The following is a 20776-nucleotide window of genomic DNA, read 5'->3' as shown; positions in this document are numbered from 1 at the left end:
ATCATGAAAGAAAAAGAACTCAGACGTTCAATGGCGGTATTTCCTATTGGAACAGTAATGAAATTGACGGATTTAACAGCACGCCAAATTCGTTATTATGAAGATCAGGGTTTAATTACCCCAGAGAGGACGTCGGGAAATCGTCGTATGTATTCGTTAAACGATATGGATCGATTGCTCGAAATTAAAGATTTTCTTGATGAGGGGCTTAATATTGCGGCTATTAAGCGTGAATATGCGGAGCGACAAGATAAAGCACATCAGAAACAAAAATCTTTAACTGATGCTGATGTTCGTCGTATCTTACAAGATGAACTCCGTAACCAAGGTCGTTTTTCGGCCCCATCACAGTACATTAGCAACTGGCGCATCTAAAAATACGCGTCGCTCGGTTATTTCGGTTTTAAAAAGGAGACCTTAATTCATGACTATTACAGCAGCTGACATTCGTCGCGAAGTCAAAGAAAAAAATGTAACTTTCTTGCGTTTAATGTTCTCAGATATCGCTGGGACATTGAAAAACGTGGAAATTCCAGCAACTGATGAACAACTTGACAAAGTATTGGCAAACAAAGCAATGTTTGACGGTTCTTCAATCGAAGGTTTTGTTCGTATCAATGAATCTGATATGTTCTTACATCCAGACCTTGATACTTGGACAGTATTCCCTTGGGGTGGTGAAAATGGTGCTGTTGCAGGTTTGATCTGTGACATCTATACTGCTGAAGGTGAACCATTTGCAGGTGACCCACGTGGAAACTTGAAACGTGCTCTTCGTCATATGGAAAAAGTTGGTTTCAAATCATTTAACCTTGGTCCAGAACCAGAATTCTTCTTGTTCAAATTGGATGAAAAAGGTGAACCAACTCTTGAAGTAAACGACCGTGGTGGTTACTTCGACCTTGCACCAACTGACCTTGCAGATAATACTCGTCGTGAAATCGTTAATGTTTTGACTGAAATGGGATTTGAAGTTGAAGCAAGTCACCACGAAGTGGCTGTTGGTCAACATGAAATTGACTTTAAATACGCTGATGTTTTGAAAGCTTGTGATAACATTCAAATTTTCAAACTTGTTGTTAAAACAATTGCTCGTAAACATGGTCTTTATGCTACATTTATGGCTAAACCTAAATTTGGTATCAACGGTTCAGGTATGCACTGTAACATGTCATTGTTCGATTACGATGGAAACAATGCCTTCTACGATACTGAAGATCCAAAAGGTATGCAATTGTCAGAAACAGCATATTACTTCCTTGGTGGTTTGATGAAACACGCTTATAACTACACTGCAATCATGAACCCAACTGTAAACTCATACAAACGTTTGGTTCCTGGTTATGAAGCACCAGTTTACATTGCATGGGCTGGACGTAACCGTTCACCACTTATCCGCATTCCTGCATCACGTGGTATGGGTACTCGTTTGGAACTTCGTTCTGTTGACCCAACTGCTAACCCATATCTTGCACTCGCTGTCCTTCTTGAAGCAGGTCTTGATGGTATTGAAAACAAAATTGAAGCTCCAGCTGCAGTTGAATCAAATATCTATGTCATGACTGAAGAAGAACGTAAAGAAGCAGGTATCCGTGACCTTCCTTCTACTTTGCACAATGCTGTTAAAGCTTTACAAGAAGATGAAGTTGTCAAAGCAGCACTTGGTGAACATATCTTTGTAAACTTTGTGGAAGCTAAGAAAATTGAATGGTCAAGCTATGCGGCCTTTGTTTCACAATGGGAAATTGATCACTATCTAGATTTATACTAAGAAGTAGTAAAAAGACAGCTTCTGGCTGTCTTTTTTTTATCAATTCACCACATTATCAGTTAGAAAAGTTCAAATAAGAACTATTCTAATCTAGTATAATGTGGTATAATTTAAAATAAATATTCTGAATAATTAGACTATTTTGGACTATTTATACTAGTGATAGGAGTAGAAGCTATGAATGAAAGTGCTTTGAGAGCGCAACAGACAACGCTTTGGGATCCATCTTTTGAATCGGATGCTTGTGGTATGGGCTTTGTTGCACAGCTTGATGGTAAAGCTAGTCATACTTTGATTGATTATGCCTTAACCATGTTAACTCGTATGAATCACCGTGGAGGTACAGGTGCAGAACCTGATACAGGAGACGGTGCAGGAATGCTGCTTGCTTTGCCTGATGAATTTTTCCAATTAAAAGCTAAAGAAGCAGGCTATGTTTTGCCTAAAAAAGGCGATTACGCCGTCGCACAATTATTTTTACCTCAGGATACTGAAGCTAAGGTAAGTCTTTTGGAAGCTGTTAAAGCTGAAATTAAATTAGCAGGTTTTCATGTTTTGATGACACGTGATGTACCATTTAATTATGATAATTGTGGTCCAGCAGCTCAAGAGATTATGCCAAGTTTTGTACAAGTTTTTGTTAAGAAACCTGATGACACAAAAGCTGGTCGTGATTTTGAGGATAAGTTATTCCGTTTGCGTCGTCAACTTGAAAAGAGCTTTTCAGCTGATGAATTTTTCATTTGCTCACTTTCAAGTAAGACAATTGTGTATAAAGGAATGCTTCATGCTTTCCAAGTTGGGCTTTTTTACCCTGACTTGCAAGATGAACATTTCAAATCTCATATTGCGTTGACACACTCACGCTTTTCTACAAATACTTTCCCATCTTGGGATCGTGCACAGCCATTCCGCTTTTTGGCACACAATGGTGAAATTAATACTCTCCGTGGTGCTGAAAATTGGATGCACAGTCACCAGATTGAAGTTTATAACGAAGAAAATTCGGACTCTGCTAAGTTGGAGAACTGTCTAGAATACCTTTACCGTAATGGTCGTGATATTCCACAAAGTCTTTTAATGATGGTACCTGAAGCTTGGGGTGATGAATCAGGGCTTTCAGATGATTTGAAGGCGTTTTATGAATATGCGTCAAGTTTCGTAGCTCCATGGGATGGTCCAGCAGCGCTTGTTTTCACTGACGGTGATATGGTTGGTGCGCGTTTGGACCGTAATGGATTGCGTCCTAGCCGTTATTCATTGACAAAAGATAATTTCCTTATTTGCTCAAGTGAATCTGGTGTTGTCGATCTTGAACCAAGTCGTGTTATTGAAAAAGGTGTGCTTGGACCTGGTAATATGATGTTGATTGACACGACTTCAGGAAAATTAATGCGCAATGAAGAAGTGAAAGCATACTATGCTGCACAATATCCATACAAAGAGTGGGTTGACGAAAACATTGCTCATCTTAACGACTTTGAGGCTGCTGAATTGATTCAAGAAACAAATGACATTGAAACAATGTGGAAGGCTTACGGCTATAATGAAGAAGTTATTCGTACGATCATTCTACCAATGTCTGAAAAAGGTGAAGAACCTGTTATTTCAATGGGATTTGATAGCCCACTAGCAGTTCTCTCTAATAAGAGCCAATCGCTTTTCACTTTCTTCAAGCAACAATTTGCGCAGGTTACTAATCCGCCAATTGATGCCATTCGTGAACAAATCGTTGTGTCAACTAGTGTTTACCTCGGTGGTGATGGTAATTTCAAAGCTGATGGTGCTGATAACTGTGTCAAAGTAAAAATTGACAGCCCAGTTCTTTCAAGTCAAGATTTTGCGAAAATTGCTAACTTGAAAGATGACCGTTATTGTGCAACAACCCTATCTACGGTTTATGACGTGGTTGAGCCGTCACATAATCGTTTGCAACGTGCGCTAGAAAATCTTTTCAAAGCTGCTGAAAAAGCCGTTGATAATGGTAGTAAGATTATTATTCTTTCAGACCGTAATGTTAAAGAAAATCAAACAACTATCCCAATGCTGTTAGCTGTTTCTGGTTTAAATAACTATATGGTTGTCAAAGGAAAAGCAAGCCAATTCTCAATTGTTGTCGATACAGCGGAAGCTATTGAAGTTCATCATTTTGCAACCTTGGTTGGTTATGGTGCGGCTGCGGTTCACCCTTATGGCGCTTATGCGACATTGAAGGAATATGGCAAAGATGAGCTTGCTTTTGAAAAATATCGTAAAGCTGCTGAAAAAGGTATTGTTAAAGTTATGAGTCGTATGGGGATTTCAACAATCCTTGGTTACAAAGGGGCTCAATTATTTGAAGCCGTTGGTTTATCTGACTCTGTTGTTAACAAATACTTTACAGGTACAGTAACTCGTATCGGCGGTTTGTCACTTGACCAAATTGAAAAAGAATACCTTCAACGTATGGAAGATGCTTTTGGTCCTCGTCGTGGAGATTATCTCCAAAGTGGTGGTATTTATCAATTTAAAGCAGATGGCGAGTATCATCTTTTTAATCCACATACCATTTATAATTTCCAACAAGCTGTTCGTAAAGGGGACTACAAACTCTTTAAAGAATATACAGCTGAATTAAACAAAGAAGCATTGTCAACGCCGACAACACTTCGTTCTATTTGGGAATTTAAATCTGATCGTCCAAAAGTTGACCTCTCTGAGGTAGAACCAGCAGAAACTATTGTTAAACGTTTCAAAGTTGGTGCCATGAGTTTTGGTTCACTTTCTAAAGAAGCACATGAAACAATTGCTGAAGCCATGAACTCAATCGGAGCGAAATCAAACTCTGGTGAAGGTGGCGAAAATCGTAATCGTTTCAAAGTACAACCAGACGGACGTAATTTAAACTCTAAAATCAAACAAGTTGCTTCTGGACGTTTTGGTGTCAATGCAGAATACCTCATGTCTGCTGAAGAACTTCAAATTAAATTAGCACAAGGTGCGAAACCTGGTGAAGGTGGTCAATTGCCTGGTCAAAAAGTCTTCCCTTGGGTTGCAGAAATTCGTGGTGCAACGCCTGGTGTACGCTTGATTTCACCACCACCTCACCATGACATCTACTCAATTGAAGATTTGGCGCAATTGATTTATGACCTTAAAGCCATTAATCCTTATGCTAAAATCAATGTTAAATTGGTTTCAAGTACTGGTGTTGGTACAATCGCTACAGGTTGTGTAAAAGCTGGTGCTGATAAGGTTGTTATTTCAGGTTACGACGGTGGTACAGGAGCTTCTCCACGTAACTCTGTCCGTGATGCTGGGCTTCCATGGGAAATGGGCTTGGCTGAAGCACACCAAACATTGTCACTTAACCGTCTCCGTCAACGTATGACCCTTGAAACTGATGGTAAATTAATGACTGGTCGCGATGTTGCCATTGCCACTCTTCTTGGAGCGGAAGAATATTCATTTGCAAGTCTAGCATTGATTTCTATTGGTTGTGTGATGATGCGTGTTTGCTCATTGAATACTTGTCCTGTTGGTGTAGCAACTCAAAATCCAGAACTTCGTAAACATTTTGCAGGTAAACCTGAACATGTGATTAACATGATGATGTTTATGGCAGAAGAATTGCGTGAATATATGGCTGAACTTGGTTTCCGTTCTGTTGACGAAATGGTTGGTCATTCAGAAATCTTGAAAGCGAAATTCATTCCAAAAGGTAAAGCAAAATCGCTTGATTTTTCACGTATGCTTGGTACAGCTTATCCAATTGACCGCAAGACAGAAGATCCATTTGCTGAAGCACGTCAATGGAAAGAATTGGACGGATTTGCCAAAGCTGCTGTTGATAATGGCGCAAGCGTGACGGTTAAAGAATCAATTAACAATGTTCAACGTGCAGTCGGTGCTCGAATGGCAGGCTGGATGGCTGAACGTTATGGAAATGATACCGTTGAACCAGGTTTGATTAAATATGAATATACTGGTATTGCTGGTCAATCATTTGCAAGCTTTATCACACAAGGTATGGAATTAACACTAGTTGGTGAAGCAAATGACTACATTGCCAAATCAATGTCAGGTGGACGTTTGATTGTTAAGCCGCCACATGATGCCGCTTATGATGTTGAAAATTCACCAATCGTTGGTAACGTTGCTCTCTTTGGTGCGGTTAAGGGTGAAGCTTATTTCGCTGGTCGCGCAGGTGAACGTTTCTGTGTTCGTAATTCTGGTGCTAAAGTTGTTGTTGAAGGTGTTGGAGCACACGGTTGTGAATATATGACAGGTGGTGTTGCTGTTATCCTTGGAACAACAGGACGTAACTTCGCTGCTGGTATGAGTGGTGGTATTGCCTATGTTTATGATGTGGACGGTGATTTTGCCGAAAAAGTTAACCAAGAAATGGTTGATCTTTACAAAGTCGGTGAAACTCGTGGGGATGATGTCTTGGTTGATATGATTCAAAAACACTATGAATACACAGGTAGCGCTAAAGCAAAACGCTTGCTTGACAACTGGGCACAAGAAGTTGATAAATTCATTAAAGTTTATCCAACTGAATTCCATGAAATTAACAATATTGAATACGCACTTGCCAATACTGGCTTAGAAGGTGATGAACTTGAATTGCGTACCTTCGAAATTGCCACAGGTGGTGCAGAAACTGCTGCCGAGAAAGAAGAACTTCTCGCACAAGTAACAGGAGGTAAGTAAAATGGCTGATCCATTTGGATTTTTGAAATATGAACGTAAAGATAATCCGTTTCGTCCTGTTGCTGAACGCATCTTGGACTTTGAGGAATTACAAGTTCCGTTGTCAGAAGAGGACCGTCAAAAACAAGCCGCACGTTGTATGGCTTGTGGGATTCCTTTCTGTCATTCTGGACAATTCTATGGTGGTGGACGTGCGGTTTCAGGTTGTCCAAATGACAACTTGATTCCTGAATGGAATGATTTGCTTTATAAAGGCGATTACAAACGTGCTTTTGAGCGCCTTTCACGTACAAATCCTTTACCCGAAATGACTGGACGTGTTTGTCCAGCGCCGTGTGAAAAAGGTTGTACAGAAGCTCTCAATGGCTCTGGTGTCACTATCCATGATAATGAACGCTTTATCATCGATACAGCTTTTGAAAATGGTTGGGTAGAGGAGTCAGGTCGTCCAGCCTACCGAACAGGATTTAAAGTTGCTGTTATTGGTTCTGGACCTGCAGGGCTTTCAACTGCTTGGCGCCTTAATAAACTAGGTCATACAGTAACTGTCTATGAACGTAGTGACCGCTTTGGTGGACTATTGATGTACGGTATTCCAAATATGAAATTGGATAAGGAAATTGTTCAACGTCGTATTAATTTGATGGAAAAACTTGGTATTAATTTTGTTGCCAATACGGAAGTGGGACGTGATGTAACAGCGGATGACTTGTTGAAACAATATGACCGTGTTGTTCTTGCAACTGGTGCAAGTGTTCCGCGTGATTTGGATGTCCCAGGTCGTCATCTATCTGGTGTGCGTTTTGCGGTTGATTTCTTAACTGAAACGACTAAAAATGTCCTTGCTTCTGATAATAAAAAACTTGGTCCAACGCTTGAAGGCAAACATGTTCTTGTCATTGGTGGCGGGGATACAGGTAATGACTGTATCGGTACGGCTGTTCGTTTGGGTGCAGCAAGTGTTAAACAGCTTGAAATCACTCCAGAACCGCCAGAAAAACGCTTACCAACAAATCCATGGCCACAGTACCCAATGATTAAACGCGTCGGTTATGGGCAAGAAGAAGCCAATTTCGTACAAGATACAGAATTGACAACTTATGCCACATCAACAACTGAATTTATCGGTGCTGACCGTGGTCAAGTCATTGCTGCTAAGACTATCAAAGTTGGTCCTGGTTTCAAACCAATTGAAGGAACTGAAGAAATCATCAAAGCAGACCTTGTTTTACTAGCAATGGGATTCACAGGTGCTGAAAAATCATTATTTGAACAGTTTGGAGTTCAAAGTGTCTATGATGACTATTCAACAAATAATGACCGTGTCTTTGTTGCTGGTGATGCACGTCGTGGTCCAAGTCTTGTAATTTGGGGAATCCGCGAAGGACGCAAAGCTGCAGAAAAAATCGACCAAGGTCTTCGTATCATGGTTGCACAATAAAACTAAGAAAGCTCGCTTTTATGGCGAGTTTTTTGCTTGGATTCAAGATAGTCTTTAGGTTTATGGACAATGGCGCCTTTATGGTCATATTTAAGATGTGATAAATTGAAATATAGCGCTTACATGGTTTTATACAATTTGTAACAATTCCTTGATATACTAATGGTAATCAAAATTGGGAGACGGATGTTTATGAATCGAAAAACACAATTAGCTTTAGCAACAGCAACAGTTTCAGGAGCTTTGCTATTTTTACAAGTAAATGCAGATGCTGACACTTATACACTACAAAGTGGAGATTCTTTTTATAGTGTATCGCAATTGTACGGTATGGATGTTTATGATTTGGCTGCTTTGGATGGCGTGTCAATTTATGATACGATTGTCCCTGGTCAGACACTTCAAGTACCAGACCAATTTTCGGTAGAAACAACGTCAACTGAAGAAGTAGCAACAGAGACTAGTACAAATAGTGATAATACTTATCCAGTTGGTCAATACACATGGGGAGTTAAAGAGTTAGCGACATGGGCAAGTAACTAACTGGGGGGGAATGCTGGTGATTGGGCTGCTAATGCTGCCTTGCAAGGATATACTGTCGGAACGCAAGCAGAGGTTGGAGCGATTATTTGTTGGACTGACCCTGACAGTTACGGACACGTAGCGTATGTAACAGCTGTTAGTGTCAGCGGTGAAATTCAAGTGCTAGAATCAAACTACGGTGATAAACAATGGATTGATAATTACCGTGGCTGGTTTGACCCAACAAATAGCCAAACAGCAGGCACAGTTAGCTACATTTATCCAACGACTTATTGATATCAATTTAAAGCATAGAAAAAGCAGTTTGAAAAATCAAGCTGCTTTATTTTTGTGGATAAGTTGTGGAAAAGAGGAAAATGTGACTTTATTCATGGACTTAAAAATTCAAAAGCAAATCGGTAACTTCAAAGAGATTTGATTTTTTAGCTAGTCTTAGTTTTCAGCTACTGACCTAAACTGATTTGTTCCCGATTTCTGCGTTTTGTCATTTATCATTCGTAAACAAAGAAGCTGAGCACTTTTGTCTCAGCTTCGTTAATTCTATTTTTCATCTGGTGTGAGAATCATTGGGATAATGATTGGTTCACGTTCTGTTTTTTCGTACAAGAATGGACGAAGTGCGTTAACGATAGCACCGTTAACAGATTGAATGCTTGCGTCCTTGTTTTTCAAGGCAATGCGAATCGCGTTGAAAAGAATACGTTGACTTTCACGGATGAGGTCGCCTGATTCGCGCATGTAGATAAATCCACGGCTGAGAATGTCAGGACCTGCTAAAATCATTTGTGTGTCAAAATCGACAGTTGCGACAGCAAGAACGACACCGTCTTCTGATAAATCGTGACGGTCGCGCAGCACAGCAGCACCAATGTCTCCAATACCATTACCATCAACATAAATGTCTTGAGCATTGAAGTGTCCAGCACGACGAGCTGAATTAGCTGTAAGAGCTAGGACATCACCGTTTTCCATGATAAAGATATTATCTTTTGGAACACCTGTGTCCATTGCTAAACCAGCATGAATCTTCAACATACGGTATTCACCATGAACTGGCATGAAGTATTTTGGTTTCATCAAGCGGAGCATGAGTTTTTGCTCTTGTTGACCACCATGACCAGATGTGTGGATATTGTTGACTTTACCGTGGATAACTTCAACACCAGCTTCTTGGATAGTATTAATCAGTTTATTAACACTTGTTGTGTTACCAGGAATTGGGCTAGATGAGAAGATAACTGTATCACCAGGTTGTAGTGTAACTTGGCGGTGTGTACCATTGGCAATGCGTGCTAGCGCAGCCATTGGTTCCCCTTGACTACCTGTACACATGATTAAGATTTCACTAGCATGATAGTCTTTGAGTTCGCTTGGTTCGATAAATGTTCCTTTTGGAACTTTGATATAACCAAGTTCGATACCGTTGACAATGGCTTTTTCCATAGAACGTCCGAAAACAACGATTTTACGTCCTGTTTTAACGGCAGCTTCGGCAGCTTGTTGGAGACGGAAGATATTTGAAGCAAATGACGCGAAAATAATACGTCCATGAATGCCCTCAATAATCTTCATGATAGATTGTCCAACGACTTTTTCTGAATTTGTAAAGGTTGGAATTTCAGCGTTGGTTGAGTCTGATAATAAACAGAGAACACCATCTTCACCAAGGGCAGCCATGCGGTGGATATCTGCTGGCTCACCAACTGGTGTCCAGTCAAATTTGAAGTCCCCTGTGCAGACAATTTTACCTTGTGGTGTATGGATAACGATTCCAAGAGGTTCTGGAATTGAGTGGGTTGTGCGGAAGAAAGTAACGCTAAGGTTTTTAAATGTTAATTCTGTGTTAGCATTAATTTCATAGAGTTTAGCATCACGGAGAAGTCCGTGTTCTTCCAATTTTCCTTTGATAAGTGCAAGGGCTAATGGTCCAGCGTAGATTGGGATATTAGCTTGTTTTAAGAGAAATGGGATTCCACCAATGTGGTCCTCATGACCGTGGGTAATAACGAGCCCTTTGATACGGTCAATATTTTCAACGATATAAGAATAATCTGGAATGACATAATCAATTCCGAGAAGATCATCTTCAGGAAATTTGATACCAGCATCAACGATGATAATTTCATCTTTGTACTCAATACCGTAAGTATTTTTTCCGATTTCTCCAAGACCACCAATTGCGTAAACCCCAACTTCTTCGGGTTTTAAATTGATTTGTGACATGTTATAACTCCGTTAATTTAAAGACACCTGTTTCTTTTTCGTAAGCTAGGTGTTTATCTGATAGAAGTTCAATAAATTCAATGTTGTAAGGTGTTTTTTCTTCAACGAGTTTGCGTGTTTTGATGCGTCCTTCGAGTTCAGTTGTGGCATCAATGTCTAAGTAGAGCACCTTAGTTTGCTCACGGCGTGGGTTACGTTCTTTTGTTTCTTGGTAAAAAACTTTATAAATCATAGTTTTCCTTTCTTTATACCTGTGGCTAATCAAACTACAAAAAACCTGCCAAATAGCTTTACATCTACTTGACAAACATCTATGAAATTTTTCCGAGTAATTGATTTAACCTTGATTCGTTGCAATTATTAAAATTATATCATAAAATAAGAGGTATAATCAAGTGGGGGAATTTAAATTATGAAAGTTTTAGCCTTTGATACTTCAAGTAAGGCTTTGTCTGTTGCCATTTTAGATGACAAGAATTTGTTAGCTGATGTAACGATCAATATTAAAAAAAATCACAGTATAACATTAATGCCTGCGATTGATTTTTTGATGACATCTGTGGATTTGCAACCAAGTGATTTAGATAGAATTGTTGTAGCGCAAGGTCCAGGGTCTTATACTGGTTTGCGCGTGGCGGTTGCGACAGCTAAAACGTTGGCATATACGTTAAATATTGAGTTAGTAGGGGTGTCAAGTTTGTATGCACTTGCTGCGGCAGCTGATTTTGATGGCTTGGTTGTTCCTATCATGGATGCCCGTCGTAATAATGTTTATGCTGGTTTTTATAAAAATGGTCAGCCTGTTAAAGCAGACCAACACATGAGTTTTACAGCTGTTTTAGAAGCCGTTAAGGCTGAAGCTAAGGTTATATTTGTTGGTGAAGTGGATAATTTCAGCGACCAGATTGAAGAAGCTCTACCACAAGCTGTTATTTCACCTGTTTTGCCATCAGCTTATGCTATTGGAAAATATGGTCAAAGTCTTGAACCAGCTGATGTTGACAGTTTTGTACCAAATTATCTTAAACGTGTGGAAGCAGAGGAAAACTGGCTTAAAACGCATAAAGAAGATTCAACTGCAGATTATGTCAAACGTATCTAACATGAAAGATTTATCAGAAAAAGTGACTGCTGTTTATGCTATTTTGTCTGATGTCTATGAAGTGTCACCATGGACAAAAAAGCAAATTTTAGCAGATATGCAGCAGGATAGTGTGGATTATTTTTTTGTGGAGAAAGACAAGGAAATGGTTGGTTTTCTGGCAATTCAGCAACTTTTTGGCGAAATAGAAATCACAAATATTGCGGTTAAGAAAGCTTATCAAGGTTGTGGTTTAGGCAGTCAGTTATTGACTAATTTAGACCAGATTGACTTTCCAATTTTCTTGGAAGTGAGAGCATCAAATACTTCTTCACAAGTTTTGTACCAAAAATTTGGATTTAAGGTGATTGGTGAGCGTAAGCGATATTACCATAATCCAATTGAGGATGCGATTATCATGAAGCGTGAAGGTAATGAGAGGTAGAAAAGATAAATGAACGATAGATATATTTTAGCTGTGGAGAGCTCTTGTGATGAAACAAGTGTTGCCGTTTTAAAAAATGAAAGCGAGATTTTGAGCAATATTATTGCTAGTCAAATTGAAAGTCACAAGCGTTTTGGTGGCGTGGTGCCAGAGGTTGCTAGTCGTCACCATGTCGAAGTGATTACAATGTGTTTCAAAGATGCTTTGGATGCGGCAGGAATTGAAGCGAGTGACCTTGATGCGGTTGCTGTAACTTACGGTCCTGGCTTGGTTGGAGCACTTTTAGTGGGGATGGCTGCTGCTAAAGCTTTTGCTTGGGCGAACCATTTGCCATTGATTCCTGTTAATCATATGTCTGGGCACTTGATGGCAGCTCGTCAAGTCAAAGAATTAACTTATCCATTAATGGCATTATTGGTTTCTGGTGCACACACAGAATTGGTTTATGTGTCTGAACCTGGTGATTATAAAATTATCGGTGAAACGCGTGATGACGCTGTTGGTGAAGCATATGACAAGGTTGGTCGTGTTATGGGGTTGACTTATCCTGCTGGACGTGAAATTGACCAATTGGCACATCAAGGAAAGGATATTTATGATTTTCCGCGTGCCATGATTAAAGAAGATAACCTCGAATTTTCATTTTCAGGTTTGAAATCAGCTTTTATTAATTTACACCATAATGCTGCGCAAAAAGGTGAAACACTCTCAAAAGAAAATTTATCAGCATCATTTCAAGCTGCCATTTTGGATGTTTTGATGGCGAAAACAAAAAAAGCTTTGGAAAAATATCCTGTCAAAACACTCGTTGTAGCTGGTGGTGTGGCTGCTAATCAAGGCTTGCGTGAACGTTTGGCAGATGAAATTACAGAAGCAGAAGTTGTCATTCCGCCATTACGTCTTTGTGGCGATAATGCCGGCATGATTTCGTTAGCAGCAGCGATTGAATACGATAAAGGGCACTTTGCTGACTTAGACTTAAATGCTAAACCAAGTTTAGTTTTTGATAGTTTGGATTAGAAAGATGAAGATAATAGAAAAATTATTTGAACAACGAGTGGCTGCAGAGACTTTATATGAGTTCTCTGCTTATTTAATATTTAGGGAGTTTGTATGCAGGAAAAAGGGTTTAAAGCGGGACTTCAAGCTGCGCTTCCAACGGCTTTGGGTTATATTTCGATTGGATTAGCTTTTGGAATTGTGGCGTCTGCTTCAGGATTATCAGCTTTAGAAGTTGGCTTGATGAGTCTTTTGGTCTATGGTGGTTCAGCTCAATTTGCCATGTGTGCCATGTTGCTTGCTCATGCTGATTTAGCTTCAGTAACGTTGACCGTTTTTTTAGTTAATTTGCGTAATATGTTGATGAGTTTGCATGCAACAACTATTTTTACCAAAACAAGCTTCCTCAATAACATTGGGATAGCTAGCCTAATTACAGATGAAAGTTATGGTGTTTTGTTGGGAGAAAATGTTCACAATAAATCAATTGCAGCTAGCTGGATGCATGGTAATAATGTACTGAGTTATGCAGCATGGGTTTTATCCACAATTGTAGGGACACTCCTAGGAGGTATTATCCCAAATCCAGAAAGTTTTGGGCTTGATTTTGCTCTGATTGGTATGTTTATTGGTTTACTTGTCTTTCAATTTGATGCGATGTTGAGTGAAGGCATTAAAAAACTATTGCTTGTACTAGCAGCTGTGGCTATTAGTTTTTTAGTCTGTGCTGTTTTTCTATCAAGTGCCTTAGCGGTTTTAGTATCAACGTTAATTGGTTGTAGTGTGGGGGTAATGTTGGATGAGCGTTAGTAGTTATGTTTTGGTAGCCATTCTTTTAGGATTTGTTGTGTCGTGGGTTCCGCGAGTTGCCCCTTTTATCTTGGTAAAATATAAAGGCTTGCCCGAAATTGTCATTCGTTTTTTGAAATATTTGCCCGTTTCCATTTTATTTGCTTTGATGTTTTCAAGTCTTTTTGACGTTGAAATTGGTCATTTGCCACAAGTAAAGGACTTGGAAGTTCTAGCCAGTCTTCCCACTTTTTATGTCGCCTTAAAATCTAAAAATTTATTATATGCCGTCATTACAGGAATTGTTAGCATGGCGATTTTACGGTTAATATTTTAATTTTGCCATTAATTGTTTGAGTTGAGCAATTTCTTCTGTGGATAAGTTTGATAAAAGAAAATCAGATTGCTTTTGTTCATATTCGTGAAGCTGTGGATAAATGTCCATGGCTTTTTCTGTTGGATAAACACGTTTGATTTTCTGGTTAACAGCACTTTTACCGAAAATTTGGTTTTCAAGCAATTGAATCGTCAAATTTACCTGCTAATTTTCCACATTTAGCTGTGGATAATTGTTTCTATACTTACTATTATTAACTAAAAAAGCTGGGGACATCCCAGCTTTTTGTGTGATAAAAACTTTTGTCTTTCTATTTTTTTGAGGATTACCAGCTGGCTTTTTTGACGCCAGGAAGTTGTCCTTTGTGAGCAAGGTCACGGAAGTTGATTCGGCTAACGCCGAATTTACGCATGTATGCGTGTGGGCGTCCGTCAATGCGGTCACGATTTTTCAAATGATTTGGATTTGAGTCGCGTGGCAATTTACGAAGCGCTTCGTAATCGCCTTTTGCCTTCAATTCACGACGTAAGTCGGCATATTGCTCAATGAGTTTTAGTTGTCGGTTGTATCTAGCAATTTTTGATTTTTTAGCCATAATGTCTCCCTTTTCTTAACTGGTTAACGATATTTATTATAACAGCTTTGAGGAAATAAGCAAGAGAAAAGCTTAAATAGTTAAATATTTTTTAAAAAAGAAACCCACAAAAGGATTTCTCAACAATTGTTAGTAATGTAAACTTCCAGCGACCCAGCCTGTGCATAACGCCACAGTGATGTTAAAACCACCTGTGTGGGCATTAATATCAAGCACTTCACCAGCAAAGTAAAGTCCTGGGACTTGCTTGCTTTCAAGGGTTTTGGGATTAATTTCTTTCAAATCAACGCCACCTTTAGTTACAAAAGATTTTGCCAGTGACATTTTTCCAGTTACTTTAATCGGCAGCTCTTTGATGTTATCCACAAGTTCTTTTTCTTGTTGTGGCGTTAGTTGTTTGACTTTTTCGGGAAATGACTGTGCTAAAAAGCTAGTTAATCGTTCTGGAAGAAGCACTTTAAGAGCATTTTTGAGGGATTTCTCACGCTGCTCCGCTAAAAATGTGTGTAGCTCTTCTGTGGATAGTTTTGGGAAAAGGTCAAGTGTAATGGTTTCGCCACCCTTGATAAAACTTGATAGGCGTAGTGCGGCAGGTCCAGACAAACCAAAATGCGTAAAGAGCAAATCATGTGTAATACGGTGTTTTTGATAGCTCAAACAAACATCATCAAGAGAGATTCCTTGAAGTTCCCTATGTGGAAAATCTGTTAATAATGGACTTTCAGCCGCTTCAAGTTCTGTAAGATTGAGTTTAAAATGCCTAGCAATCTCATAACCAAAACCTGTTGACCCTGTGGAAGGATAGGCTTTGCCACCTGTTGTGATAATGAGTTTTTCACAGATGAACTCATCTGTCGCAGATTTGACGTGGAAAAGGTTGTCGATTTTCTTGACAGAAACAACTTCAGTATTGGTTAAAACGGTGCCACCGAGTTCATTGATTTTATGGGCAAGAGCATCAATAATCGTTTTTGATTTATCAGTTTTTGGGAACACACGCCCATGGTCCTCAACTTTTAAAGCAACGCCATTTTCTTCAAAAAATCGAATAATGTCGTGGTTGTCAAATTGTGAAAAGACACTGTAAAGAAAGCGTCCATTTCCAGGAATGCCTTCCATGAGGTCATCAATGGTACCATTATTAGTGACGTTACAACGTCCACCACCCGTTCCAGCTAGTTTTTTGCCGAGTCGTTTATTTTTTTCAATAAGTAATGTTTGATTGCCATAATAACTGCTTGAAATGGCAGCCATCATACCAGCGGGACCGCCGCCAATGATAATTGTATCGTATGTATTCATATAACTATTGTAGCATAAAATATTGCTATCTTGATAAGCAAGTAATGGGAATTGTGAAAGGAAAGTCAGGACGTTTACAGAAAATGACAAAAACTTGACAGTAGTTCTAAAAAACAAGTTAATATCAAGTAAAAAGTGCACCAGAAACTTGGTAAAAATTGACAATTATAGACTGTTATGTTATCCTTTTCATAAGAAATTTCAACGTAAAAGAGGATATTATGGCAATTGAGAAAACAGTTAGCGAGCTGGCTGAGATTCTAGGAGTTAGCCGCCAAGCGGTTAACAATCGTGTCAAGAGTCTGCCAGAAGAAGATGTCGATAAAAATGAAAAGGGAGTTACCGTTGTCAACCGAAGTGGCTTGATTAAATTGGAAGAAATCTACAAAACAACCATTTTTGAAGATGAGCCAATTGATGAAGAAACAAAACAACGCGAACTTTTAGAAATTTTAGTGGACGAAAAAAATACTGAAATTACACGTTTGTATGAGCAACTCAAAGCTAAGGATAAACAGCTTGCTTCAAAAGATGAACAGCTTCGTGTTAAAGATGTGCAAATTAGTGAAAAAGACAAGCAGCTTGATCAGCAACAACAATTGACGCTTGCAGCCATGGAAGACACAAAGCGCCTTCAGCTTGAACTTAATGAAGCTAAGGCTGAAGTCGAAGAAATTCAAACGAAGTCAGAAGAAAAAATTCAAGAAGAAGCAGCTCCAAAGGGATTCCTAGCGCGTCTTTTTGGTGGAAAATAAGAACTCGAAATTTATCGGAAGCTGGGACAAAAGTTCCAGTTTTATTTTATAAACTCATTTTTAGGAGGTATCATGGAGAAATTAGCAGAGTACATTGCATTTGATTTGGAATTTAATACGGTTGCCGAGAAAAGTCATATTATTCAGGTTTCAGCAGTAAAATTCAAAGAAGGTCACGAAGTTGACAGCTTTGACACCTATGTTTACACAGATGTGCCATTGCAGTCATTTATTAATGGATTGACAGGGATTACATCAGAAAAAATTGCTAACGCTCCAAAGCTTGATGAAGTGCTGGCTGACTTTAAAACATTCGTTGGAGAGACTGCTTTGGTTGGTTATAATGCGCTAAAATCAGACCTGCCTTTGCTTGCTGAAAATGAATTAGACTTGACAGAGCTTTACAAGGTTGATTTATATGATGAGGCTTTTGAACGTCGTAGCACAGACTTGAATGGAATTGCCAATCTTAAGTTGGCAAGTGTTGCTGAACTTTTAGGTATTTCAGGACATGGTCATAATTCACTTGAAGATGCTCGCATGACTGCGCTTGTTTACGAAAAGTTCATGGAATTTGATGAGAATAAATCTTATTTGAATCAGCAAGAAGAAGAGCATGGTGACAATCCTTTTGCAGCTTTAGATGGCTTTTTTAGCTAAAAGCTCTACTATTTTTTAAAAAATAAAAAATCATCTAGGGTAACCCCTTGCTTGTGACGTTGGGGCGTGTCCTATAATAAGGGCAGAAAGGAGGTGAAAGGGATGTCTCACTCTTATACAACTGGTGATTTGGCGAAGTTGGCAGGTGTTTCAGTTCGCACGGTCCAATATTATGATAAACGTGGTATTTTATCGCCATCTGATTTGACAGAAGGTGGACGGCGAATCTATGTGGATAGTGATTTGGAACAGTTGCGCATGATTTGTTTTTTACGGGAACTTGATTTTTCAATTGAACAGATAAAACGGCTGTTTGCTGAGGAAAATGCAAGGCAAGTTTTAGAGTTATTGCTTGTTGAGCATATCAAGGAAACAAAGCGTGAGCTTGCTGAGAAGAAAGCCAAACTTGACACTACTGTCAACTTGCTTGATAGGGTAAAAAATCAAACAGGTCAGTCGCTAGAATTTTTATCAGACATTTCTCTTACCATGAAAAATCAATTAGCTTGGCGTCGTTTGCAAAAACGGATGTGGATTAGTATTCTAGCAACGATCCTTATTTTTTTTCTTTGTGTTGTTTGGCAAGGTGTTGGTATCGGTATTGGTTTGGTGTATGTTGGCACATTATTAACATTGTCTTATCATTATTCACGTAAAATAGCTTATATCTGTCCCAATTGCCACCAACTTTTCCAACCAACGTATAGGGAATTCGCATTTGCTCTTCATACTCCTAAAACGCGAAAATTAACTTGCCCACATTGTCATGAAAAATCTTATTGTTTAGAAACAGCAAAAGAAGCTTAAAAAGCTCGAACCTTTTAAGGTTTGAGCTTTTTTTGATTATGTCATTAAAATGGTAATTTTCCTGCAAATGCGCCTAGTGTTTTTTGTGTGGCATCATCAATTTGAGAAAGTGCATCGTTGATAGCTTGTGTTGTCATGTCTTGAAGTGTTTCAACATCATCTGGGTCAACAATAGCATCTTTAAAAGTAATGTTCACTAATTTTTTATCACCTGTAAACTCAACAACAACTAAATCTTGAGCTGATTTTCCAGTGAAAGTTGTACTAGCAAGTTCAGATTGTTTTTTCTCCATTTGTTTTTGGAGTTTTTGAGCTTGACGCATCATATTTTGCATGTTCATCATAATGTTTTTGTGATTCCTTTCGTAGCAAGGGGTTAGACCCTATGTGTAAATTTTTATTGCCTTATGTTTCTTTTTGAGTATTTCTTAAAGCTTTATTTATTATAGCATTTTTTGAAGTAACTGCCTATTTTAACTGTGTGATAAGAGTGAGCGTTTGGTGATGATTTTACAAAAACTTTACAAAATTATGGTAATAGATTTGATGTTGGCTTTCTATAATGGTCATTGTAAAGAATTTAAAGGAGAACATCATGAAAAAATGTAAATTGTTTTCGGTATTGGCCCTAGCTGGCTTAACAGCTCTAGTGGGACTTTCAGCTTGTAGCAAATCAAACGGGGACTCTTCATCTGCATCTGGTAACATCAGCGTTGTTTCCCGTGAAGATGGGTCAGGGACACGCGGTGCTTTTGTAGAACTTTTCGGAGTTCAAGAAGAGCAAAATGGTGAAAAAGTTGATTTAACAACGGACAAAGCCATTGTTACTAACTCGACCTCTGTTATGCTAACGACAGTAGCTGGAGATAAATCAGCTATCGGCTATACTTCGCTAGGTTCTTTGGATGATACCGTCAAGGTTCTGAAAATTGATGGTACTGAGGCAAGTGTTGCCAATATTAAAGCCGGAAGCTACAAGATTTCTCGACCATTTAACATTGTGACTAAAGATAAGATAAGTGAGGCTGCTCAAGATTTCATCAACTTTATTTTAAGCTCTGATGGTCAAGCTGTCGTAGAAGAAAATGGTTACATTCCACTTGACGATACCAAAGCCTATAAATCTTCAGTTGATTCTGGCAAGGTTGTGGTTTCAGGATCAAGCTCTGTCACACCAGTTATGGAAAAATTAAAAGAAGCTTATAGCAAAGTCAACTCTAAGGTTGAAGTAGAGATTCAACAAAGCGACTCCTCAACAGGTATCACAAATGCAATCGAGGGAACAGCTGATATTGGAATGGCGTCACGTGATTTGAAAGATGAAGAAACATCTAAAGGAGTCAGCTCAACAGTTATTGCGATAGATGGTATTGCTGTTATTGTTAATAAAGATAACAAAGTTGATGGCTTAACAAGCGAACAAGTCAAGACTATTTTTACAGGTAAGACAACAAGCTGGGACGGTCTTTCAGACTAAGGGGTCATGAATGAATCATACAAAAGAAAAAATGATGCAAGCGGTATTTTTCCTTACCGCCTGCATTTCTGTTCTATCCGTGCTACTAATCTGCATCTTTTTGTTTTGGAGTGGGATTCCTGCTATTCATCAAATTGGTTTAGGTAACTTTCTTTTCGGAACTGTATGGAGACCGGCTAACAACCTTTTTGGTATTTTTCCAATGATTGTCGGTTCACTTTATGTGACAGCAGGGGCGCTTATTATTGGGGTACCTGTTGGAGTTTTGACAGCGGTTTTTATGTCTTCTTTTTGTCCAGAAGCCATCTATAGACCGCTCAAGGCGGCTATTAACCTCATGGCAGGGATACCATCGGTTGTTTATGGTTTCTTTGGTTTGGTTGTTTTAGTTCCCTTTGTTCGTGATAACATTGGTGGCTTTGGAATGGGGGTACTTACCGCTTCAATTTTGCTTGGTTTGATGATTTTACCAACTATTATCAGTGTCTCTGAGGCTGCTATTCGTGCTGTTCCTAGATCCTATTATGAAGGTGGTTTAGCTCTGGGGGCTTCCCATGAGCGTAGCATCTTTTTTGCAGTACTGCCAGCAGCTAAGCGGGGAATTTTGGCATCTGTCATTTTAGGGATTGGACGCGCAATCGGGGAAACTATGGCAGTTATCATGGTTGCAGGTAACCAAGCTGTCTTGCCAGATTCCTTGACATCGGGGGTCAGAACTATGACAACCAATATTGTTATGGAGATGGGGTACTCTAGTGGTCTTCACAAAGAGGCTCTTATAGGGACAGCTGTTGTTCTTTTTATATTTGTCCTAATCATTAACATCAGCTTTTCGTTGTTACATAAAGAGGAGTAG

The 20776-nt window shown here is 39.1% G+C and carries 20 protein-coding genes and 1 pseudogene; 15 read left to right on the top strand and 6 right to left on the bottom strand.

Annotated elements, in window-relative coordinates; all coding sequences use genetic code 11:
• Nucleotides 1-3: 3 nt before the first annotated feature.
• The 5 genes and pseudogenes from SMA_RS09165 (at nucleotide 4) to SMA_RS09145 (ending at nucleotide 8726) form a co-directional block, all read left to right on the top strand.
• On the top strand, nucleotides 4-375 hold the full coding sequence (locus SMA_RS09165; RefSeq protein WP_009854980.1) for a MerR family transcriptional regulator: 372 nt from the start codon (nucleotides 4-6) through the stop codon (nucleotides 373-375).
• Nucleotides 376-424: 49 nt separating this feature from the next.
• Entirely contained in the window at nucleotides 425-1771 is a 1347-nt protein-coding gene (gene glnA, locus SMA_RS09160) for a type I glutamate--ammonia ligase (protein WP_014295285.1), read from the top strand.
• Between the two features lie 177 nt (nucleotides 1772-1948).
• A complete protein-coding gene (gltB, locus tag SMA_RS09155) occupies nucleotides 1949-6466 on the top strand; it encodes a glutamate synthase large subunit (RefSeq protein WP_014295284.1) in 4518 nt (1505 codons plus the stop codon).
• A 1-nt stretch (nucleotide 6467) separates the two neighbouring features.
• Entirely contained in the window at nucleotides 6468-7907 is a 1440-nt protein-coding gene (gltD, locus tag SMA_RS09150) for a glutamate synthase subunit beta (protein WP_014295283.1), read from the top strand.
• Nucleotides 7908-8093: 186 nt separating this feature from the next.
• Nucleotides 8094-8726 (top strand): annotated as a pseudogene (locus SMA_RS09145) (COG3942 and LysM peptidoglycan-binding domain-containing protein).
• Between the two features lie 264 nt (nucleotides 8727-8990).
• On the opposite strand, the gene rnjA reads toward SMA_RS09145, so the two are convergent.
• Both rnjA and rpoY read right to left on the bottom strand, forming a co-directional pair.
• Nucleotides 8991-10673, bottom strand: coding sequence for a ribonuclease J1 (gene rnjA / locus SMA_RS09140; protein ID WP_014295282.1), 1683 nt, complete (start codon nucleotides 10671-10673; stop codon nucleotides 8991-8993).
• A gap of 1 nt (nucleotide 10674) precedes the next feature.
• Nucleotides 10675-10905, bottom strand: a complete 231-nt coding sequence (gene rpoY / locus SMA_RS09135) for a DNA-directed RNA polymerase subunit epsilon (protein WP_014295281.1) — start codon at nucleotides 10903-10905, stop codon at nucleotides 10675-10677.
• A gap of 180 nt (nucleotides 10906-11085) precedes the next feature.
• Here rpoY and tsaB point away from each other — a divergent pair, with 180 nt between their 5' ends.
• The 5 genes from tsaB (at nucleotide 11086) to SMA_RS09110 (ending at nucleotide 14324) form a co-directional block, all read left to right on the top strand.
• Complete coding sequence (gene tsaB, locus SMA_RS09130; protein ID WP_014295280.1) at nucleotides 11086-11775, top strand: tRNA (adenosine(37)-N6)-threonylcarbamoyltransferase complex dimerization subunit type 1 TsaB; 690 nt, start codon at nucleotides 11086-11088, stop codon at nucleotides 11773-11775.
• A 1-nt stretch (nucleotide 11776) separates the two neighbouring features.
• Nucleotides 11777-12199, top strand: coding sequence for a ribosomal protein S18-alanine N-acetyltransferase (rimI, locus tag SMA_RS09125; RefSeq protein ID WP_039671221.1), 423 nt, complete (start codon nucleotides 11777-11779; stop codon nucleotides 12197-12199).
• Nucleotides 12200-12208: 9 nt separating this feature from the next.
• The gene (gene tsaD / locus SMA_RS09120) at nucleotides 12209-13219 is read left to right on the top strand and encodes a tRNA (adenosine(37)-N6)-threonylcarbamoyltransferase complex transferase subunit TsaD (RefSeq protein ID WP_014295278.1); all 1011 of its coding nucleotides are present in this window, start codon (nucleotides 12209-12211) and stop codon (nucleotides 13217-13219) included.
• Nucleotides 13220-13312: 93 nt separating this feature from the next.
• Entirely contained in the window at nucleotides 13313-14008 is a 696-nt protein-coding gene (locus SMA_RS09115; RefSeq protein WP_014295277.1) for an AzlC family ABC transporter permease, read from the top strand.
• Nucleotides 13998-14324 (top strand): branched-chain amino acid transport AzlD family protein, encoded by a 327-nt coding sequence (locus SMA_RS09110; protein ID WP_014295276.1) that lies wholly within the window; start codon nucleotides 13998-14000, stop codon nucleotides 14322-14324. The genes SMA_RS09115 and SMA_RS09110 overlap by 11 nt, the downstream gene beginning before the upstream one ends.
• Here SMA_RS09110 and SMA_RS09105 read toward each other — a convergent pair.
• The 3 genes from SMA_RS09105 to aao form a co-directional block, all read right to left on the bottom strand.
• Nucleotides 14313-14519, bottom strand: coding sequence for a winged helix DNA-binding protein (locus tag SMA_RS09105; RefSeq protein ID WP_223246320.1), 207 nt, complete (start codon nucleotides 14517-14519; stop codon nucleotides 14313-14315). The genes SMA_RS09110 and SMA_RS09105 overlap by 12 nt on opposite strands.
• A gap of 130 nt (nucleotides 14520-14649) precedes the next feature.
• Nucleotides 14650-14919: a 30S ribosomal protein S14 gene (rpsN, locus tag SMA_RS09100; RefSeq protein WP_014295275.1), complete on the bottom strand. Its 270-nt coding sequence runs from the start codon at nucleotides 14917-14919 to the stop codon at nucleotides 14650-14652.
• 129 nt (nucleotides 14920-15048) lie between these two features.
• A complete protein-coding gene (gene aao, locus SMA_RS09095) occupies nucleotides 15049-16221 on the bottom strand; it encodes an aminoacetone oxidase (RefSeq protein ID WP_014295274.1) in 1173 nt (390 codons plus the stop codon).
• Nucleotides 16222-16442: 221 nt separating this feature from the next.
• On the opposite strand from aao, the gene SMA_RS09090 reads away from it, so the two are divergent.
• From SMA_RS09090 to SMA_RS09080, 3 genes are all read left to right on the top strand, one after another.
• Nucleotides 16443-16976 (top strand): DUF536 domain-containing protein, encoded by a 534-nt coding sequence (locus SMA_RS09090; protein ID WP_003066496.1) that lies wholly within the window; start codon nucleotides 16443-16445, stop codon nucleotides 16974-16976.
• A 72-nt stretch (nucleotides 16977-17048) separates the two neighbouring features.
• Nucleotides 17049-17636, top strand: a complete 588-nt coding sequence (locus SMA_RS09085) for a 3'-5' exonuclease (protein ID WP_014295273.1) — start codon at nucleotides 17049-17051, stop codon at nucleotides 17634-17636.
• 102 nt (nucleotides 17637-17738) lie between these two features.
• On the top strand, nucleotides 17739-18443 hold the full coding sequence (locus SMA_RS09080) for a MerR family transcriptional regulator (protein WP_014295272.1): 705 nt from the start codon (nucleotides 17739-17741) through the stop codon (nucleotides 18441-18443).
• A gap of 44 nt (nucleotides 18444-18487) precedes the next feature.
• On the opposite strand, the gene SMA_RS09075 is transcribed toward SMA_RS09080, so the two are convergent.
• The gene (locus tag SMA_RS09075; RefSeq protein WP_014295271.1) at nucleotides 18488-18787 is read right to left on the bottom strand and encodes a YbaB/EbfC family nucleoid-associated protein; all 300 of its coding nucleotides are present in this window, start codon (nucleotides 18785-18787) and stop codon (nucleotides 18488-18490) included.
• A gap of 251 nt (nucleotides 18788-19038) precedes the next feature.
• Here SMA_RS09075 and SMA_RS09070 point away from each other — a divergent pair, with 251 nt between their 5' ends.
• Nucleotides 19039-19920 carry a substrate-binding domain-containing protein gene (locus SMA_RS09070; RefSeq protein ID WP_014295270.1) on the top strand — a complete coding sequence of 294 codons (882 nt, stop codon included), beginning with the start codon at nucleotides 19039-19041 and terminating at the stop codon, nucleotides 19918-19920.
• Between the two features lie 10 nt (nucleotides 19921-19930).
• Complete coding sequence (gene pstC / locus SMA_RS09065) at nucleotides 19931-20776, top strand: phosphate ABC transporter permease subunit PstC (protein WP_014295269.1); 846 nt, start codon at nucleotides 19931-19933, stop codon at nucleotides 20774-20776.

The organism is Streptococcus macedonicus ACA-DC 198 (assembly GCA_000283635.1).
GTDB classification, from domain to species: Bacteria; Bacillota; Bacilli; order Lactobacillales; family Streptococcaceae; genus Streptococcus; species Streptococcus macedonicus.
The sequence above is the reverse complement of the archived record's forward strand: the minus strand, read 5'-3'. Positions and strand labels throughout refer to the sequence as shown.